This is a genomic window from Stenotrophomonas sp. ASS1 (assembly GCF_004346925.1).
GTDB lineage: Bacteria > Pseudomonadota > Gammaproteobacteria > Xanthomonadales > Xanthomonadaceae > Stenotrophomonas > Stenotrophomonas maltophilia_A.
Genome location: NZ_CP031167.1, coordinates 548,162 through 575,020 on the forward strand (window position 1 = coordinate 548,162; position 26,859 = coordinate 575,020).

At 63.4% G+C, this 26,859-nt stretch carries 25 protein-coding genes; 8 read left to right on the forward strand and 17 right to left on the reverse strand.

Features of this window, described 5'->3' with window-relative positions; all coding sequences use genetic code 11:
• Nucleotides 1–8 precede the first annotated feature (8 nt).
• The 10 genes from MG068_RS02530 to MG068_RS02575 form a co-directional block, all read right to left on the reverse strand.
• A complete protein-coding gene (locus MG068_RS02530) occupies nt 9–1,463 on the reverse strand; it encodes a glycosyltransferase family 4 protein (RefSeq protein ID WP_165929919.1) in 1,455 nt (484 codons plus the stop codon).
• Nucleotides 1,460–2,182: a glycosyltransferase family 2 protein gene (locus MG068_RS02535; RefSeq protein WP_165929920.1), complete on the reverse strand. Its 723-nt coding sequence runs from the start codon at nt 2,180–2,182 to the stop codon at nt 1,460–1,462. Before MG068_RS02535 ends, MG068_RS02530 begins: the two co-directional genes overlap by 4 nt.
• A 17-nt stretch (nt 2,183–2,199) precedes the next feature.
• The gene (gene galE / locus MG068_RS02540) at nt 2,200–3,210 is read right to left on the reverse strand and encodes a UDP-glucose 4-epimerase GalE (protein WP_132809115.1); all 1,011 of its coding nucleotides are present in this window, start codon (nt 3,208–3,210) and stop codon (nt 2,200–2,202) included.
• A 79-nt stretch (nt 3,211–3,289) separates the two neighbouring features.
• A complete protein-coding gene (locus tag MG068_RS02545; protein ID WP_132809117.1) occupies nt 3,290–4,777 on the reverse strand; it encodes a hypothetical protein in 1,488 nt (495 codons plus the stop codon).
• Entirely contained in the window at nt 4,774–5,907 is a 1,134-nt protein-coding gene (gene rffA / locus MG068_RS02550) for a dTDP-4-amino-4,6-dideoxygalactose transaminase (RefSeq protein WP_132809118.1), read from the reverse strand. Before rffA ends, MG068_RS02545 begins: the two co-directional genes overlap by 4 nt.
• A 28-nt stretch (nt 5,908–5,935) precedes the next feature.
• A complete protein-coding gene (locus MG068_RS02555; protein ID WP_240792111.1) occupies nt 5,936–6,319 on the reverse strand; it encodes a DMT family transporter in 384 nt (127 codons plus the stop codon).
• On the reverse strand, nt 6,316–7,071 hold the full coding sequence (locus MG068_RS02560) for a GNAT family N-acetyltransferase (RefSeq protein ID WP_132809120.1): 756 nt from the start codon (nt 7,069–7,071) through the stop codon (nt 6,316–6,318). Before MG068_RS02560 ends, MG068_RS02555 begins: the two co-directional genes overlap by 4 nt.
• Entirely contained in the window at nt 7,064–8,047 is a 984-nt protein-coding gene (locus tag MG068_RS02565) for a glycosyltransferase family 2 protein (RefSeq protein WP_132809122.1), read from the reverse strand. The genes MG068_RS02560 and MG068_RS02565 overlap by 8 nt, the downstream gene beginning before the upstream one ends.
• Before the next feature lie 113 nt (nt 8,048–8,160).
• Nucleotides 8,161–9,099, reverse strand: a complete 939-nt coding sequence (locus MG068_RS02570) for an electron transfer flavoprotein subunit alpha/FixB family protein (protein ID WP_132809124.1) — start codon at nt 9,097–9,099, stop codon at nt 8,161–8,163.
• Nucleotides 9,099–9,845 (reverse strand): electron transfer flavoprotein subunit beta/FixA family protein, encoded by a 747-nt coding sequence (locus tag MG068_RS02575; protein ID WP_012509979.1) that lies wholly within the window; start codon nt 9,843–9,845, stop codon nt 9,099–9,101. Before MG068_RS02575 ends, MG068_RS02570 begins: the two co-directional genes overlap by 1 nt.
• Nucleotides 9,846–10,108: 263 nt before the next feature.
• Here MG068_RS02575 and rfbB point away from each other — a divergent pair, with 263 nt between their 5' ends.
• The 4 genes from rfbB to rfbD are packed head-to-tail and all read left to right on the forward strand — an operon-like array spanning nt 10,109 to nt 13,510.
• The gene (rfbB, locus tag MG068_RS02580; RefSeq protein ID WP_132809126.1) at nt 10,109–11,164 is read left to right on the forward strand and encodes a dTDP-glucose 4,6-dehydratase; all 1,056 of its coding nucleotides are present in this window, start codon (nt 10,109–10,111) and stop codon (nt 11,162–11,164) included.
• Between the two features lie 14 nt (nt 11,165–11,178).
• Nucleotides 11,179–12,066: a glucose-1-phosphate thymidylyltransferase RfbA gene (rfbA, locus tag MG068_RS02585; protein ID WP_032127987.1), complete on the forward strand. Its 888-nt coding sequence runs from the start codon at nt 11,179–11,181 to the stop codon at nt 12,064–12,066.
• Nucleotides 12,063–12,620, forward strand: a complete 558-nt coding sequence (gene rfbC, locus MG068_RS02590; protein WP_132809128.1) for a dTDP-4-dehydrorhamnose 3,5-epimerase — start codon at nt 12,063–12,065, stop codon at nt 12,618–12,620. Before rfbA ends, rfbC begins: the two co-directional genes overlap by 4 nt.
• Nucleotides 12,617–13,510, forward strand: a complete 894-nt coding sequence (rfbD, locus tag MG068_RS02595; protein WP_100437839.1) for a dTDP-4-dehydrorhamnose reductase — start codon at nt 12,617–12,619, stop codon at nt 13,508–13,510. The genes rfbC and rfbD overlap by 4 nt, the downstream gene beginning before the upstream one ends.
• 52 nt (nt 13,511–13,562) lie before the next feature.
• On the opposite strand, the gene MG068_RS02600 is transcribed toward rfbD, so the two are convergent.
• The 3 genes from MG068_RS02600 to MG068_RS02610 all read right to left on the reverse strand — a co-directional run bounded on the left by MG068_RS02600 (nt 13,563) and on the right by MG068_RS02610 (nt 19,739).
• Nucleotides 13,563–14,966: a mannose-1-phosphate guanylyltransferase/mannose-6-phosphate isomerase gene (locus tag MG068_RS02600; protein WP_132809130.1), complete on the reverse strand. Its 1,404-nt coding sequence runs from the start codon at nt 14,964–14,966 to the stop codon at nt 13,563–13,565.
• A 12-nt stretch (nt 14,967–14,978) separates the two neighbouring features.
• Nucleotides 14,979–16,325 (reverse strand): phosphohexomutase domain-containing protein, encoded by a 1,347-nt coding sequence (locus tag MG068_RS02605; RefSeq protein WP_049398412.1) that lies wholly within the window; start codon nt 16,323–16,325, stop codon nt 14,979–14,981.
• Nucleotides 16,326–16,421: 96 nt separating this feature from the next.
• Entirely contained in the window at nt 16,422–19,739 is a 3,318-nt protein-coding gene (locus tag MG068_RS02610) for a DEAD/DEAH box helicase (protein WP_132809131.1), read from the reverse strand.
• Nucleotides 19,740–19,899: 160 nt separating this feature from the next.
• Here MG068_RS02610 and MG068_RS02615 point away from each other — a divergent pair, with 160 nt between their 5' ends.
• From MG068_RS02615 to MG068_RS02625, 3 genes are read left to right on the forward strand one after another with little or no spacing between them, the layout of a single operon-like run.
• Nucleotides 19,900–20,631, forward strand: a complete 732-nt coding sequence (locus MG068_RS02615; RefSeq protein WP_012509993.1) for a CoA transferase subunit A — start codon at nt 19,900–19,902, stop codon at nt 20,629–20,631.
• Between the two features lies 1 nt (nt 20,632).
• Entirely contained in the window at nt 20,633–21,265 is a 633-nt protein-coding gene (locus MG068_RS02620; protein ID WP_132809133.1) for a CoA transferase subunit B, read from the forward strand.
• Nucleotides 21,266–21,313: 48 nt separating this feature from the next.
• Nucleotides 21,314–21,901, forward strand: coding sequence for an alpha-ketoglutarate-dependent dioxygenase AlkB family protein (locus MG068_RS02625; RefSeq protein WP_132809135.1), 588 nt, complete (start codon nt 21,314–21,316; stop codon nt 21,899–21,901).
• Between the two features lie 4 nt (nt 21,902–21,905).
• Here MG068_RS02625 and MG068_RS02630 read toward each other — a convergent pair whose 3' ends face one another.
• From MG068_RS02630 to MG068_RS02645, 4 genes are read right to left on the reverse strand one after another with little or no spacing between them, the layout of a single operon-like run.
• Entirely contained in the window at nt 21,906–22,547 is a 642-nt protein-coding gene (locus tag MG068_RS02630) for an ABC-type transport auxiliary lipoprotein family protein (protein WP_049398417.1), read from the reverse strand.
• Nucleotides 22,544–23,470: an MlaD family protein gene (locus MG068_RS02635; protein ID WP_014035909.1), complete on the reverse strand. Its 927-nt coding sequence runs from the start codon at nt 23,468–23,470 to the stop codon at nt 22,544–22,546. The genes MG068_RS02630 and MG068_RS02635 overlap by 4 nt, the downstream gene beginning before the upstream one ends.
• A gap of 3 nt (nt 23,471–23,473) precedes the next feature.
• On the reverse strand, nt 23,474–24,301 hold the full coding sequence (locus tag MG068_RS02640; protein WP_049424923.1) for an ABC transporter ATP-binding protein: 828 nt from the start codon (nt 24,299–24,301) through the stop codon (nt 23,474–23,476).
• A 1-nt stretch (nt 24,302) separates the two neighbouring features.
• Nucleotides 24,303–25,424, reverse strand: coding sequence for an ABC transporter permease (locus MG068_RS02645; protein WP_032127999.1), 1,122 nt, complete (start codon nt 25,422–25,424; stop codon nt 24,303–24,305).
• Between the two features lie 92 nt (nt 25,425–25,516).
• Between MG068_RS02645 and MG068_RS02650 the strand changes: the two genes are divergently transcribed.
• Nucleotides 25,517–26,776, forward strand: coding sequence for a threonine/serine exporter family protein (locus MG068_RS02650; RefSeq protein WP_049398420.1), 1,260 nt, complete (start codon nt 25,517–25,519; stop codon nt 26,774–26,776).
• Nucleotides 26,777–26,859: the final 83 nt, after the last annotated feature.

Sequence of the window (26,859 nt, forward strand, 5' to 3'; positions counted from 1 at the left end):
ACTTGGTCTCAGGCGTCCGCATAACCCTCGATTTTGCACATATCCCGCGCGAACGCCTCCCAAGTGAATGTTGCGACCTGCAGGTTCTGTATGCAAAGACGTTGCTGACGGACGTGGTTATCCGACAACCGCTCAATGTCCTTCACGTAATCCAGTGCGGCAGCGCGAGTGCCCAGCAGCGATTGCGCGGGTACAAGATCTCTGATGCCGCCAACATCGGGCGCTACGATCGGGAGGCCTGCGGCTGCGGCCTCCAGCAGAACGTTGGGAAGGCCGTCCCAGGCGGTCGTATAGACGTAAGCCCGATGCTGCGGCAGAACGATATCTTGAAAGCGGTCAAATGGACCATGCAGGGTTACGTTGTCCAGTCGGATGAGCGCAGCCAGATGCGGATCGTCCGCCGACAGCGCGGTTCCATGAACGTCCCAGTGGACATCCTTGAGCATGGTAGCGATTTCAACCAGAAGATCAGGTCGCTTCTGCCGCTCAAGACGGCTTGCCCACAGGACGCGCTTGCCTGGTTGCAGCGTGAAGCTTGGCGCATTGTCCATCGAGGGAGCGGGGAAGTGCACAACCCGAAAAAGGTCACGGCGAATACCAAGCTGCTGACACCAGCTTTCGGGCGAGGCGCTGTTGTCAGTGATGACTGCGTCCAGCCATTGGGAAGTGGTCGGGAGGTGCTGCTGTGCGAGGCCCTGTGCGCGGCCGCTTTCTGCCAACTCATCGCAGTAGAGTGAAGCGAAGATACGGGTTCTTTGGCGAATAGCTAGTCCAAATCGCTCCAGCATTCTCCATGCGGAATGGGAGTTGATGATATGGATCCGGGATGGTGCCAGCTGAAGAATCAATCGCGCAAGAACGATTTCCCGCTCTTCCATTGCAGTGCTTAGTCCGCGAAATTCTTTGCCCGCATCAATGTACAGTGAAGTTCTCGGCAAGCGATCTGCCCAAGGGGAGTCTCCATCTTCAGTGGCAAGGACCAATGTTCGATGCCCCAGCTCACCACTGCAGAGTCTGGCATGGTACAGCGCAGCCAGATCTGCCCCGCCACGCTTCAACCATGGTACGAATAGAATGGTGTCGAAACGTCGGCTTCCAATCAGATCCAGGATTCGCTGATAGGCCTTGCCCGCCTGTGTCCAATGGGTGGGTGCGTAGCGCGCCTGCGGGTGCGAGCTCAGGAACTCGCCGGGCGATAGCAGTGGATCTACCCGCAGTGAGAGACTCTCCATGTCTTCAACCGCCCACTGGGGCAGCGTCCGAAGCGCTGCCACGGGTTCGCGTAGGCTCCTGCGATCCAGTACATGGTCTGCCGAGACTGGCCATTTCGCCGATGGATGGATACGCTTGCCCAGGCTCAGGAGTTGCGAGATCAGCTTGCGCTGGATGTGATCGGGTAGCCGGGAGAGCAGCTGTCGGTCCAGCAGGTGATAGGCCCGACGGGCAAAGGATCGTGAAATCATGGACGGGGGGCGAACAACTGGGTGGGGGCGATCAGCGCGCGGTTGCTGGCGTGCGCTTGGTTCAATGAGCCGACTTTCTTCTTGCGTACATAATGCACGGTCCGTTCCGCGATCAGGTGGGGGTGGCCTAGCGAGAGTGTCTGGCAGTTCCAATGCCAGTCTTCGAAGCCGAATCCTGATTCGCCTGGGCGGGAGAGGGTATATGGGGTCTGGAGATAAATACTCTTGGCAGCGAAGCTGCATGCATTCCAAGGGTTGGTTACCAGCATGCAGTCAGGGTCAAAGCCGTAGGCGTCGCTTCCTGTTTGCCACCAAATGCCCTGCTCAGCATCGAAAGTAACAATCAACTCGGGGTGAATAATGGAGTTCTCGTTTCCTGCTGCGGTTTCCAAGCAGCGGATGACAAAGTCCGCAGAAAGATAGTCATCACCATCACATATCAGGACCCAGTGGCCCGCTACAGATTCAATTGCCTTGTTCCGCGAAACCCCCAGATCACCGCACTCCAGCTCCAGTACTTTATCGATCAAACCGGTATGGTGATGCCAGGTGATCACGCGTGTCGTTTCAGCGTCGGCGTGGTCAAGGGTGGCGACGACTTCCACCGAAATACCGTGCTCCGCTGCGGCAAGCTTGCAACGGAGCAATGACAGCAGGGACTTGTGCGCCAGGAGACCTTCCCTGTGGAATGTGATGACTGCCGAGACCTCAGGCTTCATTGGAACGCTCCCGCAAATCAGGCTGTACCCCGGTCGTTGTGAACCTGCCAGCGCCATGCATCAACACACATCTGGTCCAAGCTCCGCTCCGCGGTCCAGCCCAAAAGGCAGTGAGCGAGGGATGGGTCGGCAAAGCAACTGGCTGCATCTCCAGGCCGCCGCGCCACGACACGGAACGGTACGCTTCGGCCGCTTGCGCGTTCAAACGCGGCAACGACGTCCAAGACGCTGTATCCCTTGCCTGTACCAAGATTGACTGTAAGACTCTGATTCATTTCCGTGATGTAGTCCAGCGCGCGCACATGGGCTGCTGCGAGATCCATGACATGGATGTAATCACGCACGCCGGTGCCGTCATGTGTTTCGTAGTCGTCGCCGAATACTTGAAGGTACTCGCGCTGCCCGAAGGCAACCTGGGAAACATACGGCATCAGGTTATTGGGCGTTCCAGTCGGAGCTTCGCCTATGAGGCCGGATGGATGTGCGCCTACGGGATTGAAGTAACGAAGCGTGGCTACTTGGAATTTCGGATCAGAAGCCGCCTTGTCAGCTAGCAACTGTTCGCAGATGAGTTTGGTTCGGCCGTACGGATTGGTCGTTCGGGTCACTGCTGATTCGGGTATCGGGCAGAAGTCCGGGTCACCATAAACCGTTGCAGAAGAACTGAAGACAAAGTTTCGTACACCAGTGTCCTCCATCGCCTGCAGGAGCGTAATTGTTCCCGAGATGTTGTTGTCGAAATAATCAAGCGGGCGTTTCCAAGATTCGCCGACTGACTTGAGCGCGGCGAAATGGATTACTGCGTCGATCTGGTGATCCCGCAGGACAGTACGAAGAGTGGAGCCGTCGCGGACATCACCCTCGATGAATGCAGGTAGTTTTCCTGTGATCTCTTCGATCGCCTTCAGCGTTCCCTTCTGGCTATTGTCCAGGTTGTCGAGGATGGTTACCTCGCTCCCGCGCGCTAGTAGATCGACGCAAGTATGGGAGCCAATAAAGCCAAGGCCGCCAGTTACAAGGATATTCATCTTTATATATACCTGGAAAGTTCTGCAAATTCTAGGGTTGCAGATTGCACTGAACGGTGAAAGTCCAAGATTGCTGTGACTATTGAATCATGCAGACGAGGATGCTGCCGTCTGCTTGCTTTGACACCGATGCTTGCGACGGCCATGCGGCGATCCCGTTGCACATCTCTTTTTTTGTTCCACGGATATCCAATTTTTCCCCCGTCGACACGGCAAACAGTCCGGGCAGTGACCAATCATAGAGGAAGGCGGATTCATTGATGCCTTCGCCTGTCATGGATTGGGTTCTGGTGTGGGCGGGCCATCCTGCCGCAATCTGGAGGCGCGGAATGTCGTCAAACTCCAATGCGCGCGCGTAGATTGCGTTAGCGGTTCGTTGATCCCATTGTGTTACAAGTAACTGCTGGTAGAACAGAGTTGACCCGATGGCGCAGAAGGCGAGCACAAGTGGAGTCAATGGAATCAATAGCAACTTGCCAAAGGGGGGGCGAATTCCTGCCCAGACCATGCAGATGAAGAGAGCAAAGCAGAGGCCCACCGGCGAAAAGGTGCGGGGTACATGCCCCCCCCAGGAAAGAGCAAGCGGGCTTACTGTCGCTAGCAGACCGGCGGCTAGAAAGAGCGCTGCCGAGAGTGCTCTGAACCAGTCGCGGGCTAAGCAGAACAAGAACATCGATAGCAATACAACACCCAAAAGAATCTTGAGCCACAAGGCCATGATCGGCTCGCCTCGAAGCAGTATTCCGTAAGCCAAGCTTAGTCCGGAGTGGAGTGTGTTGATCACTCCACCCTGAAGATGAGGTGTATAGGTTTCCGATGCACCTACGCCCAGGATGCTTCGTAGGACGCTGCTTGTTAAAAGGTAAACGGTGGTGCTTAGGAGCAGCGCCGCCAGAACAAAGACGATGCCGTACAGAGCTTGGGGCCATTCGCCGTTCCGCTGCTTGACCTCGCACATCAAGTTGATTGCCCATGCCCCGGCCGCGAGGGCATACAGGATTAGAATCGCTTGGTTGGCGTGGCTACAGATGACCAACACAAGCAAACTCAGCGTGAACTTTATGCCTGTCTTCAATTGGGTTGTCAGAACGAGTAGGGCGAAGAACAGGGACAGATAGACGAACGCATGTGTGATCGCACTCATGCGGAACAGGAAGTACGAGGTCAGGTAAGGATGGGTTGCTGCGAAAACGGCTGCGGCGTAATGGACAAAACCGTTGCGCTCACTGACACGGGTTAGCGAAACGGCCGCTGCAATTGCCAGTGAGATCGAGCTGAATGCAAGCAATGACGTGAAGAACGAGATGCCGGTAAGCGAAAGTCCGGTTACGTCCACGCTTTGGGTAAGTAGGGACAGCACCACCCTTCCCTGAGAGACAAAGTTCTCCAGGTTTCCCGCAGCGTCACCTTGGAAGGCAAAGGCGTAGTCGTCGGGCGCCATTCCCGGAAGTAGCGTTGCGCCTTTGCTTAGCAGGTTGCCAACAAGGGCGGTGAGAAAGAGCAGCCAGAAGCTTCTTTGGAGAAGCAGGCCGCTTTCGCTGCTAGGCAGAGAAGGAGGATGGATCACTGAGTGACCTGCATTGCTTGTTCCGCCGCCTCAGTTACAAGGTCGAGTTGCTCCTCAAGATCCAGCCACAGCGGAAGACGGACCAGTCTGTTGCTGATGTCGTCCGTAACATCAAGATTGCCAGATGTGCGGCCGAGCTGCTCTCCCGCAGGCGAAGAATGTAGGGGGATGTAGTGAAATACCGTCTGCACTCCGTTTTCCTTCATGCTGGAAATGAATTTCGTACGTGCTTCCAGATTGGGAAGAAGCAAGTAGTACATGTGTGCGTTGTGGACACATTCTTCCGGAACTATCGGGCGACGTAGCGCACCCGCTGCCTCATGTGGCGCTGCCCATGCATGATAGCGGTCCCATATCGCGAGGCGTCGAGACGTAATGTCCTCGGCTTCATTCAGTTGGGCATTCAAGAATGCTGCGATGATCTCCCCGGGAAGATAGGAGGAGCCAACGTCGACCCAAGTGTATTTGTCGACTTGACCGCGGAAGAAGCGACTCCGGTTTGTGCCCTTCTCACGGATGATTTCCGCACGCTCGCCGAACTCGGCGTCACGGCACAGTAGAGCGCCGCCTTCGCCGGAAATGACATTTTTGGTCTCGTGGAAACTAAACGCCCCGAGCTCGCCAATTGTTCCCAATGCGCGCCCCTTGTAACTGGACATGATTCCTTGGGCCGCATCTTCCACAACAGCCACGCCGTGCCGTTGAGCGATTTCGGTGATGGTATCCATTTCGCAGGCGACGCCGGCGTAATGGACGACACAGATTGCTCGCGTGCGGGGAGTGATGGCGGCTTCGATCAGAGCTTCGTCGATGTTGAGAGTGTCGCTCCGTATGTCGACGAATACTGGTACCGCACCACGCAGTGCGAAGGCATTGGCCGTCGACACGAACGTGAATGAGGGCATGATCACTTCATCGCCGGGTTCAAGGTCCAGCAGAAGAGCGGCCATTTCAAGTGCTGCGGTGCACGAGTGGGTGAGCAGGGCACTCGCAGCGCCTGTGCGTTCTCGCAACCACTGGTGGCACTTCTTCGTAAACGGACCGTCTCCCGAAAGATGGCCATTGGCGTGCGCCTGGCCGATCATGGGAAGTTCCTTGCCGGTCATGAACGGGCGATTGAACGGAATCATGAGGTCTCTTTGGTGTGAGCAGTTGATATCAGCCTTGGCTGATGATGATCAGGCCGGCGACAACGGTCGCCAGGCCGACCGCCTTTGATAGGGTAAAAGCTTCGCCAAACAGCGGAATGGCCGCAACGCAGACGATCAGGAAGTTCAGTGCCATGAATGGATAGGCACGACTAAGTTCCAGTCGCGAAACCGCCAGCATCCAGCAAAGGGATGCAGCGAACGCCGCGACAAACGCAGAAATCACCCAGGGCTGCAAGAGTAACTGGATGACAGGAGGGAGTTTCCCTAGCAGTCCGGTCGTCGTTGCCTGGTACGAACTCGCCTGCCATTTGATGACGAGCTGACCATAGCTGGTCAGCAGAATCGTTGCGGCGACCATGAACCAGGGGAAGAAGGGGGTTGTGGAGTTCACGGCTTGCTCCGCTGTGCAGCCAGGCGGCGGTCGATATGAAACGTATCGTAAGCTCTCGCCAGAAACAGACCGGCACGCGCCCATTGTCTCTGCACGGTGTAGTTCCATATCTGGGTGGAGATACTCAGGCGCGCCAACCCCGCTCCTGCGTAGTGGTGCAGCAGGTGACGCAACAGCGTGCCGTAGTGACCTCGTCTCGCGAACGCCGGATGAACTGCGTTGAGCACGATCTCCACGCTGCCGTCATGCACATCGCAGGTAGCGAAACCAGCGGCAACGTCGCCATCGAACACCAGCCAGGTATCGCTGGTTGTGTCGGTCGGGTCGGCACGGCTTTGGGCCCACTCTATGTATCCGTCCAGAATCTGTGCGGCGGGCAATAGTGGATTGGCCGCATAATGGGCGCGGTAGTCTTGAAAGGCTGCGGAGGCGATGACGCGAATTGCCTCAAGGTCGCTCAGTTGCGCGCGGCGAACATTGGGAGCCGCGTTTCCCGCAGAAGCTGGCAGCCGCGCTTCATAGTAGGCAAGCGTGTCTGCATGAATCATCGCTTCTCCCCGTTGCAGCAACGCATTGGGAATCGCGCAGTCGCCTGCAGGAAAGCGCGCAATGATCAGGTCAGCAGGCGAGGCCAGAATAGCCTCGACTACAGACTCGACGGGCGCGTCGGATTCGATACTCGTACGCTCGACGTGGATGGCAAATCGGTTCGAGTCCAGGGTCGAGTAGTTGAGCAAGGACTGTTCAGGCATTGTCGTTGCTCCAGGAGTCATACCAGATCAGGTACTGCGGACGTCTCTTGGTTTCGTTGTGCATACGACCGACGTAAAGGCCGACCACCCCGATGCTTGCCATGAGGAAGCTTCCCACCAGCCAGACCGAAGCAAGGATACTGGTGAATCCCGCAACTCGAATATCGCCCATCAGATAGCGGTACACGGCGAACGCCGCAACGCAGAGGCCCACGCCGGCGAGTGCGAACGAAGCGGACATTACCAATCTCAGCGGTTTGTCCGAGAATGAAAGGGCGATGCGGGTCGCCATCTGCAACAGCTTGCTGAGCGTGTAACTGCTCTTGCCTTCGGTACGCTCCCCGTGCACAACGGGGGTACGGACCGTCCGAAACCCCGTCCATCTGGCAAGCAGAGGAAGGAATCTGTCCGTTTCCGGCATCGCATTCATCGCGTCGATGACTTTGCGGCTGTAGGCGCCGAAGTTGGCAGTGCTCGGATCGTAGTTGGTATCGGTCAACCAGCCCAAAGTACGGTAGAAAGCGCGCGAGCCAGCCTGCTTGAACCAGGTGTCCTGACGTTCGATGCGTTGTCCGAGGACGATCTCGACATCGTCCTTAAGGCCTGCCAGAAGCGTGGGAATCTCTTCAGGTATGTCCTGCAGGTCACAGTCCATCACAATCATGGACCTGCCTCGTGCTCGTGCGATTCCAGCGCTTATCGCTGCGTGTTGCCCAAAATTCCGTGAAAGCTTGAGCCCTCGTACTTCGGCGTGGAGTTGAGACAACTCCAGGATGCGTTCCCATGCCTGGTCTGGGCTGTTGTCGTCGACGAAGATGATTTCGACTGTTCTGCTCTCATTCTTGACCGCAGCCAGGACCCTTTGGGTCAGCTCTTCCAGGCAGCTTGAGCATCCGTAGACCGGAATGACCACGGATACGTCCGGGACGAATGAGAAATCCCGAGACGGTGCCTGATTCTGGACGGTCTTTGACATGGGCTTTGACGGTTGCGGAGACACGCTGGTAAGGGGTCCAATAGCCGGAGCGGGAAGAGCATCGGCCGCACTAGGCGGCCGATGCAGCAAAGCCTACTATTTCACAACGTACCTTACAGCGCCTTTTCCAGCTCTGGCAGGATCGCAAACAGATCCCCCACCAGGCCGATATCGGCAATCTCGAAGATCGGCGCATCGCCGTCCTTGTTGATCGCGACGATCGTGCCGGCATCCTTGATGCCGGTCAGGTGCTGGATCGCACCACTGATGCCGACGGCTACATACAGTTCCGGCGCGATGATCTTGCCGGTCTGGCCGACCTGCAGGTCACTGGGAACGTAGCCGGCATCAACCGCGGCGCGCGAGGCGCCGACGGCGGCACCGAGCTTGTCGGCCAGCTGGAAGATGACCTTGAAGTTCTCTTCCGAACCGACGCCACGGCCACCCGAAACCACGCGCTTGGCGCTCTGCAGGTCCGGACGGTCGCTGGCACCGGCGGCCAGGCCGACGAAGCGGGTATGGGTCGGCAGGGCAGCGTCGACGCTGGCTGCTTCAACGGCGGCATTGCCACCTTGGGCAGCTTCCGGCCACGAGGCGGCACGCACGGTGGCGACCACGATCTGGTCGGCCGGGGCTTCCACGGTGATGATCGCGTTGCCGGCGTAGATCGGGCGCTTGAAGGTGTGGCTGCCTTCAACGCTCATCAGGTCGGAGACCTGGTTGACGCCGAGCAGGGCGGCCACGCACGGCATCAGGTCCTTGCCGAAGGTGGTCGACGGGCCGAATACGTGGGTGTAGCCCTTGGCCAGCTGTGCGATCTGCGGCGCCAGCACCTGGGCGATGGCCTGCGCGTTGGCAGCGTTGGCGACGGTCAGGACCTTGGCGACCCCAGCGATCTTCGCGGCTTCAGCGGCGACAGCGGCCGGATCGGCGGCCAGCACCAGCACGTCGATGCTGGCACCGCTGATGGCGGCGGCGGCGCTGACGGTCTTGGCGGTGGCGGCATTGAGCTTGCCGTCGTGGTGCTCGGCGATGACGAGAATCCTGCTCATTACAGCAACCCCTTCTGCTTGAGTGCGGCAACCAGTTCGGCCGCGTCCTTGACCATCACACCCTTGCTGCGCTTGGACGGCGCGGCGTACTGGGTGGTCTTGAAGGTGTCGGCGGCTTCAACGCCGAGGTCGGCCAGCTGCAGGGTCTCCAGCGGCTTGGCCTTGGCCTTCATGATGTCCGGCAGCTTGATGAAGCGCGGCTCGTTCAGGCGCAGATCGGTGGTGACCACGGCCGGCAGATCCACTTCCAGCGTTTCCAGGCCGGCGTCGACTTCACGGGTCACCGTGGCCTTGCCATCGGCAATTTCGAGCTTGCTGGCGAAGGTCGCCTGCGGGCGGCCCCAGAGTGTGGCCAGCATCTGGCCGGTCTGGTTGGCGTCGTCATCAATGGCCTGCTTGCCAAGGATCACCAGGTCCGGCTGTTCCTTTTCGATCAGCTTGAGCAGGGTGCGCGACGCGGTCAGCGGCTGGATGGCCTGGTCGGTGACGACGTGGATGGCACGGTTTGCGCCCATGGCCAGGCCGTTGCGCAGGTGCGCCTGGGCGTCGGCCGGAGCGATGGTGGCGACCACGACTTCGCTGGCGATGCCCTTGTCGCGCAGGCGCAGGGCTTCTTCCAAGGCGATTTCATCGAAGGGGTTGGGGGACAGCTTGACGCCGTCGGTGACCACGCCGGAACCGTCCGGCTTGACCTGAATGCGGACGTTGTAGTCCACCACGCGCTTGTACGCGACGAGGATTTTCATCTGGTACGGGGTCCTTCAATAACGGAGAGAACGTCCGGTCCTGGAGCAGCAACCGGTTCGGGGGTGGGACTCCGATTCTAGCTGGCTTGGGGTGACCATGCGAATGCGTATGGTTATGCTGCGGCGCCGCAGGGAAGCCGCCTCCGCGAGTTCGCGTTCACGTCACGCAGGCGGTCGTGAAGGCCATCGGGATGTATCCTGTCACGCTGCGCTGGGGCGCCCGTGGGCGCTCCTTGGATGAATTTCGATCAGGAGAACAGGTAGTGCCCACATGGCTTGTCACCGGCGGCGCCGGATTCATTGGCAGTAACTTTGTTCTCGAAGCCGTCGCCCGTGGCATCAAGGTCGTCAATCTCGACGCTCTGACCTACGCCGGTAACCTGAAGACCCTGTCCAGCCTGGACGGCAATCCCACCCATGTGTTCGTGCAGGGCGACATTGGCGACAGCGCCCTGGTGGCCCGCCTGCTGGCCGAACACCAGCCCGGCGCGGTGCTGAACTTCGCCGCCGAAAGCCACGTGGACCGTTCCATCGACGGCCCGGGCGCGTTCATCCAGACCAACGTGGTCGGCACCCTGGGCCTGCTGGAGGCGGTGCGCGACTACTGGAAGGCGCTGCCGGCCGAGCAGGGCGCGGCCTTCCGTTTCCTGCACGTGTCCACCGACGAGGTGTACGGCACGCTGGGTGAGACCGGCAAATTCAGCGAAACCACTCCGTACGCCCCGAATTCACCGTACTCGGCGTCGAAGGCGGCTTCGGACCATCTGGTGCGTGCGTTCCACCACACCTACGGGTTGCCGGTGCTGACCACCAACTGCTCCAACAACTACGGCCCGTACCACTTCCCCGAGAAGCTGATCCCGCTGGTGATCGCCAAGGCGCTGGCCGGCGAGCCGCTGCCGGTGTACGGCGACGGCAAGCAGGTGCGTGACTGGCTGTTCGTGTCCGACCACTGCGAGGCGATCCGTACCGTGCTGGCCAAGGGCCAGGTCGGCGAGACCTACAACGTCGGCGGGAACTCGGAAAAGCAGAACATCGAAGTGGTGCAGGCCATCTGCGCGCTGCTCGATGCGCGCCGCCCGCGTGAGGATGGCCTGCCGCGCAGCAGCCAGATCACCTACGTCACCGACCGCCCGGGCCATGACCGCCGTTACGCGATCGATGCATCGAAGCTGAAGAACGACCTGGGCTGGGAACCGGCCTACACCTTCGAGCAGGGCATCGCCTTCACCGTCGACTGGTACCTGGACAACCAGGACTGGGTCAACGGTGTGCTCGACGGCAGCTACCGTCTGCAGCGCATCGGCACCACGGCTTGAACCCAGGAGACACCATGACCCAGCGCAAGGGCATCATCCTCGCCGGTGGTTCCGGCACCCGCCTTTATCCGATCACCAAGGGCGTCAGCAAGCAGCTGCTGCCGGTGTACGACAAGCCGATGATCTACTACCCGCTCAGCGTGCTGATGCTGGCGGGCATCCGTGAAGTGCTGATCATCAACACCCCGCACGAGCAGGCGTTGTTCCAGCAGTTGCTGGGCGATGGTTCGCAGTGGGGCATGGACATCCAGTACGCGGTGCAGCCGAGCCCGGATGGGCTGGCCCAGGCTTACCTGATCGGCCGCGACTTCGTCGCCGGCAAGCCGAGCTGCCTGGTGCTGGGCGACAACATCTTCCACGGCCACGGCCTGCGCGAAGTGCTCAAGCGCGCCGACGAGCGCGTGGACGGCTCGACCGTGTTCGGCTACTGGGTGAACGACCCGGAGCGTTATGGCGTCGCAGAGTTCGACACGAGCGGCAAGGTCATCGATCTGGTCGAGAAGCCGGAGAATCCCCGTTCGAACTACGCAGTCACCGGCCTGTACTTCTACGATGGCAAGGCCAGTGACTACGCTTCCGAGCTGAAGCCGTCGCCGCGCGGCGAGCTGGAGATCACCGATCTCAACAAGCGTTACCTGGAAGAAGGCAATCTGCACCTGGAGGCACTCGGCCGTGGCTATGCCTGGCTCGATACCGGCACCCACCAGTCGCTGCTGGAAGCTTCCAACTTCATCGAGACCATCCAGACCCGCCAGGGGCTGCAGGTCTGTTGCCCTGAAGAAATCGCTTTCGGCAAGGGTTGGATAAGCGCCGAACAGTTGCAGGCGCTGGCCGCGCCGTTGATCAAGAATGGCTATGGTCAGTACTTGAACAAGCTGGCTGAACGAGGCGTAGTGCCGTGAAGATCGTTGAGACTTCGCTGGCAGGATGCCGGGTGATCGAACCGGCAGTGTTCGGCGACTCGCGCGGATTCTTCTTTGAGACCTGGAATGCCGAACGCTTCCAGGACCAAGGCCTGCCGGGCAGTTTCGTGCAGAGCAACGTATCCTCGTCCGTCCGCGGTGTGCTGCGCGGTTTGCACTACCAATGGCCACGCCCGCAGGGCAAGCTGGTCAGCGTGCTGGAGGGCGAGGTCTATGACGTGGCCGTGGACATCCGTCGTGGCTCGCCGACCTTCGGCCAGTGGGAAGCGGTGGTGCTGAGTGCTGAAAACAGGAAGCAGTTCTGGATTCCGGAAGGCTTCGCGCATGGGTTTGCCGTGCTGTCCGAACGTGCGCTGTTCAGCTACCTGTGCACCGATGTCTACGTCAAGGAGGTGGATGCGGGTATCCGCTGGAACGATGCTGATATCGCGGTGGACTGGCCGGTCAGCGCACCGACCTTGTCGGCCAAGGACGAGAACGCGCCGTTCCTGAAGGACATCGCTGAAGATCGTCTGCCGGTCTACGTGCCATGACCGTTCTGGTGTTCGGCGGCAATGGCCAGGTCGGCCAGGAGCTGCTGCGCGCGCTGGCGCCGCTGGGCAAGGTGGTCGCAACTACCCGCAGCGGGCAACTGCCCGACGGAAGTGCCTGCGAAACCGCCGATTTCGGCCAGCCCGACAGCCTGCCGGCATTGCTGGATCGCCTGCAGCCATCGGTGGTGGTCAACGCGGCCGCCTACACGGCGGTCGATCGCGCCGAGCAGGATGCCGAGGCCGCCTTCGCCGCCAATGCGCAGGCGCCGGGCGTGATCGCGCGCTGGTGTGCGGCGCACGGCGTGCCCTTCGTGCATTACTCCACCGACTACGTGTTCGATGGCCAGGGCAGCGCGCCCTACCGCGAAGACGAGCCGACCGCGCCATTGGGTGTGTATGGCGCCAGCAAGCGTGATGGCGAAGAGGCCGTGCGCGCTGCCGGTGGCCGCCATCTGATCTTCCGCACGGCGTGGGTGTACGCCTCGCATGGCGCCAATTTCCTGCGCACGATGCTGCGGGTGGGTGCCGAGCGCGACCAGTTGCGTGTGGTAGCCGATCAGATCGGCACGCCGACACCGGCTGCGCTGATCGCTGATGTCACCGCGCAGGCACTGCAGCATCCGGGGCAGCTGTCCGGCACCTGGCATCTGACGGCCAGCGGCCAGACCAGTTGGCATGGGTTCGCCGAGGCGATCTTCGCCGAAGCGCTGGCGACCGGCGTGTTGGCGAAGGTGCCGACCGTCGAGGCGATTCCCAGTTCCGAGTACCCGACCCCGGCCAAGCGCCCGGCCTGGTCGGTGCTGGACAACCGCAAGCTGCAGCAGGATTTCGGCATCGTGCTGCCGACATGGCAGGACGGGCTGAAGCGGGTGATGGCGGAGATTGCCTGACCCGGTAGGCGACGTGCCGACCGACGGTCGGCACCCGCCGCAGGGCGTCGGATCAACTACGCCCGTACGTGTCCTCGAAACGCACGATGTCATCCTCCCCCAGGTAACTGCCGGACTGCACCTCGATCAGCTCCAGCGGCAGCTTGCCCGGGTTGCGCAGGCGATGGGTCACGCCCAGCGGAATGTAGGTGCTCTGGTTCTCGCTGAGCAGGATCAGCTCGTCGCCACGCGTGACCTCAGCGGTGCCGCTGACCACGATCCAGTGCTCGGCGCGATGGTGATGCATCTGCAGGCTCAGCGTGCCGCCGGGCTTGACCGTGATCCGCTTGACCTGGAAGCGCTCGCCGTTGTCGATCGAATCGTAGGCACCCCACGGGCGATAGACCTTGCGGTGCCAGGTGGCCTCGCTGCGGCCCTCGGCCTTGAGCTGCGCGACCACCGTCTTGACGTCCTGCATGCGGTCGGCCTTGCCGACCAGCACCGCGTCGTCGGTCTCGACCACGATCACGTCATCCAGGCCGACCAGTGCCACCAGGCGCTGTGCATAGGCATAGGTGTTGCGGCAGTCGATCGCGATCACGTCACCCTGATGCGCATTGCCATCGCCATCCTGATGCGAGACATCGCGCAGTGCGGTCCACGAGCCGACATCGTTCCAGCCGGCGTCCAGCGGAATCACCGCGGCGTCTTCGGTTTTTTCCATCACGGCATAGTCGATGGAATCGGAGGGAACGGTGGCGAACGCCTCCTTGTCGAGGCGGGTGAAATCCGAATCGCGACGGGCCTGCTGCCAGGCCTGGCGGCTGCCGGCCAGCATGTCGGGCTGGAAGCGCTCCAGTTCCTGCAGGTAGCGCGAGGCCTTGAACAGGAACATGCCGCTGTTCCAGTAGTACTGGCCGCTGGCCACATAGCCGGTGGCGATGTCCAGGTCGGGCTTTTCGACGAAACGCTCGACGGCACGCAGGCCCTGCCCATTGGCGGCCTTGATATAGCCGTAGCCGGTTTCCGGACCGGTCGGCACGATGCCGAAGGTCACCAGCTTGCCGGCCTCGGCAGCGCTGGCTGCAGCCTGCACGACTGCACGGAACGCAGCCTCATCGGTGATCACATGGTCCGAGGGCAGCACCAGCAGCAGCGCATCGGCGCCGTCGCGGGTGGCCTCCAATGCTGCGACCGCAATCGCCGGCGCCGTATTGCGGCCAACCGGTTCCAGGATGATGGCAGCCGGCTCGGCGCCGACCTGCTGCAGCTGCTCGGCAGCGACGAAGCGGTGCTCTTCGTTGGCGATCACCAACGGGCCGTGGGTGGCGATGGGCGCGACGCGCTGCCAGGTGGCCTGCAGCATCGTCAGTTCGCCTGCCAGCGGCAGGAACTGCTTCGGATACGCCTCGCGCGACAGTGGCCACAGGCGGGTGCCGGAACCACCGGACAGGATGACGGGCTGGATGTTGCTCATGATCTTCCTTGATTACTGCTGGATAAGGCGGGAGATTTCGTCGGTGCGCGCCTGCATCAGCGCTGCGTCGCCGCGGGCTTCAACGTTCAGGCGCAGCAGCGGCTCGGTGTTGGAACTGCGCAGGTTGAAGCGCCAGTCGCCGAAATCGGCGCTGATGCCATCGGTATGGTCCAGCGCGGGCGACCGCGCGGCGAAGTGCTCCATCACGCGGGCCACGGCGGCCTTGGCATCGGCCACCTTGAAGTTGATCTCGCCGCTGCAGGGATAGGCCGCCATGCGGTCTTCGACCCAGTCGGCCAGCGAGCGGCCGCTCTCGGAGATCAGCTGCGCGATCAGCAGCCACGGGATCATGCCGGAGTCGGCATAGGCGAATTCGCGGAAGTAGTGGTGGGCGCTCATCTCGCCGCCGTACACCGCATCTTCGGCGCGCATCTTTTCCTTGATGAAAGCGTGGCCGCTCTTGCACAGCACCGGCACGCCGCCTGCCTGTTCAACCATTTCCACGGTGTTCCAGACCAGCCGCGGGTCGTGCACGATCTTGCCACCGGGATTGCGTGCCAGGATGGCCTTGGCCAGCAGGCCGACCAGATAGTAGCCCTCGATGAAGCGGCCGGTATGGTCGAAGAAGAAGCAGCGATCGAAGTCACCGTCCCAGGCAATGCCGAAGTCGGCGCCGTGTTCGCGCACCGCATTGGCGGTGGCGGCGCGGTTTTCCGGCAGCAGCGGGTTGGGAATGCCATTGGGGAAGCTGCCATCGGGTTCGTGGCAGATGCGGATGAACTCGAACGGCAGGTGCGGTGCCAGCAGGTCGACGATGGCGCCCGCACCACCGTTGCCGGCATTGACCACCAGCTTCAGCGGCTTGAGCTTGGCGGCGTCGACGTAGCTCAGCAGATGCTGGATATAGGCGCTCTTGTCATGCTGGGCGGTCTGCCCGGCGCGTGGCGGCTGGGCCTCGGACGTATCGACGGCGACCGCATCGGAGATCGCGAACAGGCCGGTATCGGAGCTGATCGGGCGGGCGTTCTCCTTGACCAGCTTCATCCCGTTGTAGTCCATCGGGTTGTGGCTGGCGGTCACCATCACGCCGCCGGCCGCGCCGAGGTGATCGGTCTGGAAGTAGACCTCTTCGGTACCGCACAGACCGATGTCGATCACCTCACGACCGGTACCACGCAGGCCTGCGGCCAGTGCATCCTGCAGCGCCGGGCTGGTCAGGCGCACATCGTGGCCGAGGACCACCGGGCCGGGAGCGAGCTGCGCAGCCAGGGCGACGCCGATGCGGCGGGCCAGGTCTTCGTTCAGTTCTTCCGGCACGCGGCCGCGGATATCGTAGGCCTTGAAGGCGGGCAGGGGCATCGATCAGATCCTTTGTGAGCTCAGCCCTCAATTGTAGTCCCAGTCCCGTTTGGGAATCGTTTCCATCGGAGAACGCCACCTGACTGGCGCCACGGATCAGGCCTGCGGCGATCGTCGGCCTGGCCGGCGGGTGCGCTTGGCCGGCAGGCCCGGCAACGGCGCCAGCAGCGCCTGGACGTCTTCCTCACTGAAGCGTGGACCCGTGCTGCCGCCGCCTTCCAGAATCGATTCCGCCAGCAGGGCCTTGCGTTCCTGCAGCTCGGCAATCCGTTCTTCGATGCTGCCTGCGGCGATCAGCCGGTAGACGAACACCGGCTGCTGCTGGCCGATGCGATGGGCGCGGTCACTGGCCTGGTTTTCGGCCGCCGGGTTCCACCAGGGATCGAAGTGGATGACGGTGTCTGCAGCAGTCAGGTTCAATCCGACGCCACCCGCCTTCAGGCTGATCAGGAACACGGGTACCTCGCCCTGCATGAAGCGCTGCACCGGTGTGGCCCGGTCCTGGGTATCGCCGGTCAGCGTCACATAGGCCAGCCCGAGCTCCTCCAGCGCCTGCGCGATCAGCGCCAGCATGCCGGTGAACTGCGAGAACACCAGGATCCGCCTGCCTTCCTCGACCATCGACGGCAGCATGTCGCGCAGCAGCTCCAGCTTGGCCGAGCCGGCATTGCGTGTCGGTGCGTCGCCCGGCAGCAGGCGCGGATCGCAGCAGACCTGGCGCAGCTTCAGCAAGGCATCCAGCACCACGATATGGCTGCGCGCCAGCCCGCTGCCGCTGATGGCTTCGCGCACCTGCTTTTCCATCGCGGCACGCACGGTTTCATAGAGATCACGCTGGCCACCCTCCATCTCCACCGCGCGGGTAATGAGGGTCTTGGGCGGAAGCTCTGACGCGACCTGATCCTTGCGCCGGCGCAGGATGAAGGGGCGCAGACGCTGCGCCAGCAACGTGGCGCGACGGTGATCGCTGCCGCGTTCGATCGGATGGCGCCAATGCTGGTTGAACTGTTTCTCGCTGCCGAGCAGGCCGGGCAGTAGGAAATCGAACTGCGTCCACAGTTCGCCCAGATGGTTTTCCAGCGGCGTACCGGTCAGGCACAGGCGATGGCGGGCCTGCAGCGTGCGCAGGGTGACCGCCGCACGTGATTTCGGATTCTTCACCTGCTGGGCCTCGTCGAGGATCAGCAGATGGTAGGCATGTGCCTGCAGCGCCTGCTCGTCGCGCCACAGCAGGGGATACGTGGTCAGTACAAGATCGTGCTCGGGGATCGCCTCGAACAGTGCTTCACGTGCCGGTCCGTGCAGGGTCAGTGCGCGCAGGCCCGGAGTGAAGCGTGCCGCTTCGCTCTGCCAGTTGTGCAGCAGCGAGGTCGGCACCACCAGCAGCGCCGGCTGGTCCAGGCGGCCACTTTCCTTTTCGACCAGCAGATGCGCCAGTGTCTGCAGGGTCTTGCCCAGCCCCATGTCATCGGCCAGCACCCCGCCCAGCCCCTGCTGGCGCAGGTACTGCAGCCACGACAGGCCCTCCAGCTGGTAGGGACGCAGCGTTGCCACCAGCCCCGCTGGTGGCGGCACTTCGCCAAGTGCGGGTGCCTGCATCAGCCGCTGCACCAGCGCCTGGGTATCCTTGCGGCCCCGGAACTGCAGCCGCGCCGTGTCCTGCAGTGCCTGCAGGCGGCCACGGTCAAGCGCTGACAAGCGCAGCGGCGCGCCACGCTGGGCGAACAGGTCCGCCAACAGGGCCATGATCGGCTTCAGTCGCGCGGCCCGCAGTGCCAGGCGGGTGTTGTCGCCTGCCATCAACAGGACGTTCTCGTCGTCGCCGATGGCGTCCAGCTGGCCACGCATCCAGCGGGGATCGGACTGCAGCACCTGCTGCAGCAGCGGAACCATCGATACGTTGCGGCCTTCCACCTGGATGTCCAGACCCAGGTTGAACCAGCCCGCATCCGTCGGGTCCGCCTGGATGTCCAGGTCGATCTCATCCACCCGGGTGATGCGATGGCGGAAATCGTCGTCCGTCTCCACCTTCCAGCCCAAGGCTTCCAGGCGCGGCACGTCATCCAGCAGGAACCGTGTCCAGTCATGGGTGCGCAGCTGGAACTGCGGGCCAGCGCCGTCCAATGGCGCCCGCGGGTCCGTGTCGCGATACAGTCCCACCGTGCGCAGCTGGGCCTCGCGCCGTGATTCCTCAGCCAGGTCACGGGGCAGCAGGGCGAGCTGGCCCTCCGGATCGAGTGCGAACAGGCTCGGATCATCCAGGAACCGCACGTGCTCGTCGTACTCGAAGGCCACGGTCGCGATATCGGCCCATTGCGACGGGTCGCGGCGACCGAGCCATGCCGGCCGGAACTCAATCGTATGCAGGCGCAGCACGGGGATCATCGCGCTGATCTGCAGGGTGGGCAGCGTGTCGCTTGCACCGGGGCGCGGCAGGGCAGGGTCGATCTGTTGCAGCATCTGTGCGACCACCGCTTCTTCGTTGGGTAACAGATTGGGCAGGCTCAGGAAGGCGTCGGCGTCCTCGGCCCTGACATCCAGCAGCAGCGGACCGACCTCGCCGGTGACCGGGTCCAGATAGCACGCACTCCGGCCCAGGACCACGCCTCTGGCGCCGCCCTCCACGCTCAACGCGGGTTCCAGCAGCGTCGCGCCCTGCGTCATGCCAACGGTCCAGCCCAGTTCGCCGCGGCGTGGAGCTCCTGACCGGGCCGGCACGTCGCCGTGCGTACCGCAGGAGACCCAGCCATGGCCGCTGGAGACGATCAACTGCAGGGTGGCCGCGAAGTCGATCCATTCGTCCTTCGTCGCGGGCTGCCGCTGGGTGCGTAGCTGGATCATCACCGCCAGATCAGTCGGCGTGAGATAGGCCGGAGGATCCAGCAGCAGGTCCGCAGTGATATCCATCCACTTGCCCGTGCTGATCGCACCATCGGTCCCGTACTTGACGCGCCGGACCAGCACGGCGGGGTGGTGGTTGTAGGTGGACAGTTCGAAGATGACACCGTTCCGGCGTGGCTGGGCCGGCCGGATCCGCGCGCTCTGCCAACGCGAAAGCTCTGCCAGCAGTTCAGGACGCGGCGGTTGCGTCAGGTCCTGTTCGGTCAGGGGGCTCTCGTCGTCCATGGCAAGCGAATCCAGCATGTACGAGACCAGCACCGCCGCCACATGCTTGCAGGTGCGGCCGACGGGGCAGGAACAGGCACTCTGCAGGCGGCTGCGCGCGGTGCGCGTACTGGCCGTCAGATCGATCTCCACGTAGTAGGGATGCCTGGCCGAACCCTGTACCTCGGCCGTCAGCAGGCCATCGCGGAGTTGCCGGTTGCGCACGCCACCCAGGCACTGCTCGCTTTTCTGCAGTGTCCATTCGTCGATCCAGCGGAACAGGTCTTCGTCTGTGAAGGTCGGCGTCATCGTAGATCGAGGGGCGTAGGCGCTGAAGCACCCTTCTGCGTGGAATCGCCCATTCTACCCAATGCCCGCCTGGTGCTCCGTCAATGCTGCGGCGCATCCAGGCCCTTCGCCGCCCTCCAGCTAGAATGCGGTCATCCTCAACGTGCAGGGTAGTACAGCAATGCAGCAATCGACTTCCACCGGCAAGCGCGGCAAGCGCTTCGCCAGTGCGGCGGAGGCCCTGCAAGGGGTGGTCGCCGATGGCCAGACGCTGGCCGTGGGCGGCTTCGGCCTGTGTGGCATTCCCGAGGCGCTGATCGCCGCGCTGCGCGACAGTGGCGCCAAGGGCCTGACCGTGATCTCCAACAATGCCGGCGTCGATGGTTTCGGCCTGGGCCAGCTGCTGGAAACCCGCCAGATCAAGAAGATGATCTCGTCCTACGTGGGCGAGAACAAGGAATTCGAGCGCCAGTTCCTGGCTGGCGAGCTGGAGCTGGAATTCAATCCGCAGGGTACCCTGGCCGAGCGCCTGCGTGCCGGTGGCGCGGGCATCCCGGCGTTCTTCACAGCCACTGGCTACGGCACGGTGGTGGCCGAGGGCAAGGAAACCCGCGAGTTCGACGGCAAGCACTACGTGATGGAGACCGCGCTGCGTGCCGATGTCGCGCTGGTCAAGGCGTGGAAGGCCGACGAAGCGGGCAACCTGGTGTTCCGCAAGACCGCGCGCAACTTCAACCCGGCCTGCGCGATGGCCGGCAAGGTCTGCATCGTGGAAGTGGAGGAGGTGGTGCCGGTCGGCGCCATCGATCCGGACCAGGTGCACCTGCCCGGTATCTACGTGCATCGCATCGTGCACAACCCGCATCCAGAAAAGCGTATCGAACAGCGCACCATCCGCGCGGAGGGCAACTGACATGGCGTGGACCCGCGATGAGATGGCGGCACGCGCCGCCCGCGAACTGACTGATGGCGCCTACGTGAACCTGGGCATCGGCCTGCCGACCCTGGTTGCCAACCACATTCCCGAAGGCGTGGACGTATGGCTGCAGTCGGAGAATGGCCTGCTCGGTATCGGCCCGTTCCCGACCGATGCCGAAGTCGATGCCGACCTGATCAACGCCGGCAAGCAGACCGTGACCGCACGCGCCGGTGCCAGCTACTTCGGCAGCCACGACAGCTTCGCGATGATCCGCGGCGGCCACGTCAACCTGGCCATCCTCGGCGCCATGCAGGTCACCCACAAGGGCGACCTGGCCAATTGGATGGTGCCCGGCAAGATGGTCAAGGGCATGGGCGGCGCGATGGACCTGGTGGCCGGCGTGCAGCGCGTGGTGGTGCTGATGGAGCACACCGCCAAGAACGGCGAGCACAAGATCCTGACCGAATGCACGCTGCCGCTGACCGGTGTGGGCGTGGTCGACCGCATCATCACCGATCTGGCCGTGTTCGACGTCACCGACAAGGGCCTGTTGCTGGTGGAAGCGGCGCCGGGCGTCAGCGATGACGAGTTGAAGGAAAAGACGGGCGTGGCGTTCGTTCGCGGTTGAAGGTCCGGGGCGGCCCGGCTCAGGGACGCCCCATTCTCAGGTAGCGCCATGCTGTTCCCTCACGACCTGCCCGATGCCGATGTCCAGCACCTGTCGGGCTGGCTGGCCGCGACCGATGCCGACCGGCTCCTGTCCGTGCTGCAGGCCGAAGTCCCCTGGGAAGTCCACCGCATCCGCATGTTCGGCAACTGGGTGGATTCGCCGCGGCTGAGCTGCTGGATCGGCGATCCGCAGGCGCGCTACCGCTATTCCGGGGCTGAATTCGTGCCGCACCCCTGGCCACCCGCGTTGCAGGCCATGCGTGATCGCCTGCAGGTGGAGGGCCTCGGCCGCTTCAACAGCGTGCTGCTGAACCGCTATCGCGGCGGCGGTGATTACATGGGCTGGCACAGCGATGACGAGCCGGAGCTGGGGCCGGCCCCGGTGATTGCTTCGCTGAGCCTGGGCGCGGCGCGGCGCTTCCTGCTACGCCGGGGCGATGACCCGGCGCGGAAGGCCGAGTATCTGCTCGGCCACGGCGATCTGCTGGTGATGGCCGGTCAGACCCAACAGTTCTATCAGCACGCGCTGCCGAAGATGGCGCGGGTGCAGGGCGAGCGGATCAACCTGACGTTCCGCTGGATCACGCCGCGCTGATCGATCAGCGCGCGACGGTCGGCTGGTCGGCCTGTCCGCTCAGCAGCGTCCAGCCCACCACATCCTGCGCCAGCTGCTGCAGGCCGCGCTCGAAGGCCGCGGTCACCGCCGGTACGTCGGTGCTGCCGACCGGCTGCGCCTGGCGGAAGGTGCGGTCCGCGACCACGCGCTGGTCGGCGACGTGGATCAGCTTGGCGTTGACCTCGATCACCACCGTCGGCGTGGCCTGTCCCTGGTAATCCGATTCGAAGCGGCGCACGTCGGTGGACAGCTTGTAGTCGGCGCGGATGCCGGCGGTGCTGCGGGCCACGCCACGGATGCGGCCGGAATCCTCGAAGCCGCGCAGCAGGGTGTCCTCGATCATGTCGGTGGCCGGCTGCGCCCAGCTGGCGCCCTTGTAGATCTCCAGCTGAGACGGCGTCGGCCGCACGTTGATGCGCGGGCTGTCGACCATGCGCGCGGCGCTGGGCTTGGCCAGTACCAGCTGCCAGCTGGCCTGTGGCCACGCCGGGTCCGCCTTGACCTGCACGGACGGCGAGTACAGCGTCACTGCGGTTTTCTCGCTGCTGCCAAGGATGGAGCAGCCGCCCAGCAGGGTGACCATCGAAGCGGCCAGCAGCAGGCGCGGAAGGGTGGTCGGGCTCATTTGGGTTCGAACTCCTTCGGTGCGTCGCGGCCCAGCAGGTAGCGCGCGGGGTTGTTCTCGAGGCGGTCGCTGACCCGGCGCAGGTCGCGGATCAGGCCGCGCAGTTCGGTCAGCGTCGGGCCGAGCTGGCCGAGGCCATCGTTGGCGAAGCTGTTGATGGCAGCGCGGTTCTCGCCAAGGATCGAATCGGCGTTGCCGGCGGCCGAATCAAGCTTGGCCAGGGTGCCGTCGAGCTTGTCGATGATGCCGGGCAGCTGCTGCACCAGGTTCTTGTCGAGGCGCTCGATGGTGCCGTTGGTGGTCTTCAGCGTGGTGTCCAGGCTGCGGGCGGCATCGCGCGCGCTGAGCAGCAGCGCCTGCGTGCCCTGGTCACGGTCGGCCAACCCCCCGCTGATGGTTTCCAGGTTGGCCAGTGTCGCGTTGATCGAAGCCACGTTGCGGTCGCTGAGGATCTGGTCCATGCGCTCGACGATGCGGTTGGCGACGTCGGTGATGTTCTGCAGCGCCGACGGCGTGGTCGGGATGATCGGCGCCGGGTCCTTGTTGACCGTGGTCAGCGCCGGCGACTGTGGCGTGCCACCGCTGAGCTGGATGATCGACGGGCCGGTCAGGCTGGTGATCGCCAGCTTGGCGCGGGTATCGGTCTTGACCGGCGTGTTGGAGTTCAGGCGGATGCGCGCGACCACCTGGCGCGGGTCGTCCGGTACCAGGTTCAGTTCGGTGATCGAGCCCACCGCGATGCCGTTGTACTGCACCGGGCTGCCCACCGACAGCCCGGTCACCGCTTCGCGGAACACCACGCGGTATTCCTGCCAGGTGCGGTCGGAAGAGTACTTGGCGGCCCACAGGCCGAAGGCCAGCAGGGCCAGGCCGGTGATCAGGGTGAACGCGCCGATCAGCACGTAGTTGGCTTTGGTTTCCATGGCTCAGGCACTCTCGATCTGTTCGCCACGCGCGGCGCGCGCGCGGGGTCCGTGGAAGTATTCCTGGATCCACGGATGATCCAGTTTCTCGATGTCAGGCAAGGGTGCGTTGGCCACCACCCTGCGGTCGGCTATCACCGCGACCCGGTCGCAGATCGCGTACAGCGTGTCCAGGTCGTGGGTGATCAGGAACACGGTCAGCCCCAGCGCTTCCTGCAGGGTCTTGATCAGGCGGTCGAATGCAGCCGCACCGATCGGGTCGAGGCCTGCGGTCGGTTCGTCCAGGAACAGCAGCGGCGGGTCCAGCGCCAATGCACGGGCCAGGCCGGCGCGCTTGCGCATGCCACCGGACAACTGCGAGGGCAGCTTGTTGATCGCATCGGCGGGCAGGCCGGCCAACTTCACCTTCAGCAGCGCCAGCTCGTAATGCCAGCGCTCGGGCAGTTCGCGATGGTGCTCCTTCAGTGGCACCTGCACGTTCTCGCCCACGGTCAGCGAGGAGAACAGGGCGCCGTCCTGGAACAGCACGCCGGTGTTGCGCTCGATGTGCAGGCGGCTCTCGGTATCGTCGGCACGCGCGTCGCGGCCGAGCACTTCGATCTGCCCGGCATCGGGCACGCGCAGGCCGAGGATCGAACGCATCAGCACCGATTTGCCGGTACCCGAACCACCCACCACGCCCAGGATCTCGCCGCGGCGCACGTCCAGGTCCAGGTCTTCATGCACGGTCTGGCTGCCGAAACGGTTGACCAGCCCGCGCACGCGGATGGCCAGCTCGTGGCCGCTCTCGTCCTGCATGGGAATTTCTTCGGGCGTCGGATGCGTGCTCATGTCACCAGTCCATGTGCATGAACCACAACGCCGCGAAGGCGTCGATGATGATCACCAGCGAGATGGTCTGCACCACGCTGGAGGTGGTGCGTTCGCCAACCGACTGCGCCGTGCCTTCGACCTTCAGGCCTTCCAGGCAGCCGATCAGGCCGATCACCAGCGCGAACACCGGCGCCTTCGACAGGCCGACCAGCATGTGCCGCACTTCCATCGTCTCGTGCATGCGCGCGATGTACATCTGTGGCGGAATATCCAGATCGAACGCACCCACCGTGATGCCGCCGGCCAGGCCGGCGACCATGGCGATGAAGGTCAGCAGGGGCAGGGTGACCAGTAGCGCCAGCAGTCGTGGCAGCACCAGCAGGTCGATCGGGTCCAGGCCCAGGGTGCGCATCGCATCGATTTCCTCGCGCGCCTTCATCGCACCGATCTGCGCGGTGAAGGCGCTGGCGGTGCGGCCGGCCAGCACGATCGCGGTCAGCAGCACCGCGAACTCGCGCAGGAAGGCGATGTTGACCAGCTCGACCACGTAAATTTCGGCGCCGAAATCGCGCAGGATGGTCGAGCCGAGGAAGGCGATCACCGCGCCGACCAGGTAGGACAGTAGCGCCACCAGCGGTACCGCATCCAGCCCGACCTGCTCCATCTGGTGCACGGTGGCGGTCAGGCGGAAACGGCGGGGTTCCTTGACCAGGCGCGCGGCCTTGACCAGGTTCTCGCCGAGGAAACTGCACAGCGCCTTGATGTTGTGGCCGGTGGCATGGACGCTGACACCCAGCCGTTCCAGCGCAGCCAGCACGCCGAAGTCGCGCTTGGGCTTGGGCCGGTCGTCGGCCACTTCCTCGATGGTGCACACCAGCGCCTGGTGGTCCGGGCGGAACTTCAGTGCGTCCTCACCGAGGTCGGCGCGATGGGCCACGCGCAGCACCTGCAGCACGCCGGCCGAATCCATCTTCTCGATGGCGGTGGCATCGATGCCGGTCAGCGTGTCGGGAACGCCGCGCAGGACTTCGGCCGCGGCCAGCGCGGTCTTCAAGGTCCAGGTGCCGGACAGGCGGATCACGCCCGGGTCATGGGCATCCTGTTCGAGCTGGGGGGCGTGGTTCGGGGTCACTTGGGCCATTCGGGTCGCAGCATAACCGTTCTGTATTGGGCATCGCGTCGAACTCGGATGAATTTCTCCGGTAAGGCCCAGCCTAGGTAATACTACGGCGCATGTCCGCAGACGCTCACACGATCCCCACGCCCCAGGCCACCTACGCGCAGCGCGTGGCCTTCGTTTCCGAGATCGCCGGACGCCTGCACAGCTACGGCACAACGGCCCAGCGCCTGGAAACGGCAGTGGTGGCACTGGCCCGCCAGCTCGATCTGGATTGTGAACCGTGGTCGAATCCCACCGGTATCATCCTCAGCTTCAGCGACCCTGCGCAGGCGATCGGCTCCAGTGACATCACCCGCGTGATCCGCCTGGCCCCCGGCGAGAACGACCTGCACAAGCTCAGCGTGGCCGACCATATCGCCGAGGAAGTGGCCAACGGGCGGATGAGCATCGCCCAGGGCCACACCGCGCTGCGCCAGCTGGACAAGGATCCGGGTCGGCGCGGCAAGCTGCGCACCATCCTCTCATTCACCCTTGGCGCAGCCGGTGTGGCCGGCATGTGGAAGCTGCCGTGGCTGGACATTGCCACCGCCGGTGTCATCGGCCTGATGATCGGCCTGCTCGGCATGGTCACCGACCGTCGCCCGGCCACCCGCGAAGCGGCCGAGGCGCTGGCGGCGCTGCTGGCCGGCCTGGTCGCCACCCTGGTGGCGTCCTTCATCGGCGCGCTCAACCTCAACACGGTGATCATCGCCTCGCTGGTGGTGCTGCTGCCCGGCATGTCGCTGACCAATGCGGTCAATGAGCTGGCCAGCCAGCACTGGGTGTCTGGTACCGCGCGCTTTGCCGGTGCGCTGACCACCATCATGAAGCTCAGCGTCGGCGCGATGATCGCGGTGACCCTGGCCGATGTGCTCGGCCTCGATCCGGTGATCCGCGCCACGCGGCCGCAGGGGCCGTGGGTGGAGTGGGGCTCACTGCTGACCGCGGCGTTTGCCTTCGCGATGCTGTTCAAGGCCAACCGCCGCGATTATCCGTGGGTGATCGCGGCCTCGGTCGCTGGTTATGCGATCTCCAAGTTCGGTGGCCACGCCTGGGGGGCGCCGGCTGGCATCTTCCTGTCGGCGATGCTGCTGACCGCCGGTGGCAATCTGTTCGGCCGCCTCGTCGGCCGCCCGGGCGCAATCATCCGCCTGCCCGGCATCATCATGATGGTGCCCGGCAGCACCAGCCTGCGCGGCGTGCTGACCCTGGTCCAGCAGCAGGACGTGGGCGCCGGCCAGAGCGTGTTCCTCACCGTGCTCAACGTGGTGATGGCGCTGGTCGCTGGCCTGCTGTTCGGCAACCTGCTGATGCCGGCCCGCAAAACCCTGTAATCGCCCTCTGGGCTGCTTCCTGTGGGTGTGGACCGTTGGTCCACACCCCTTTCCTTTCCGGGGAATGAAAAAACGCCGGCTTT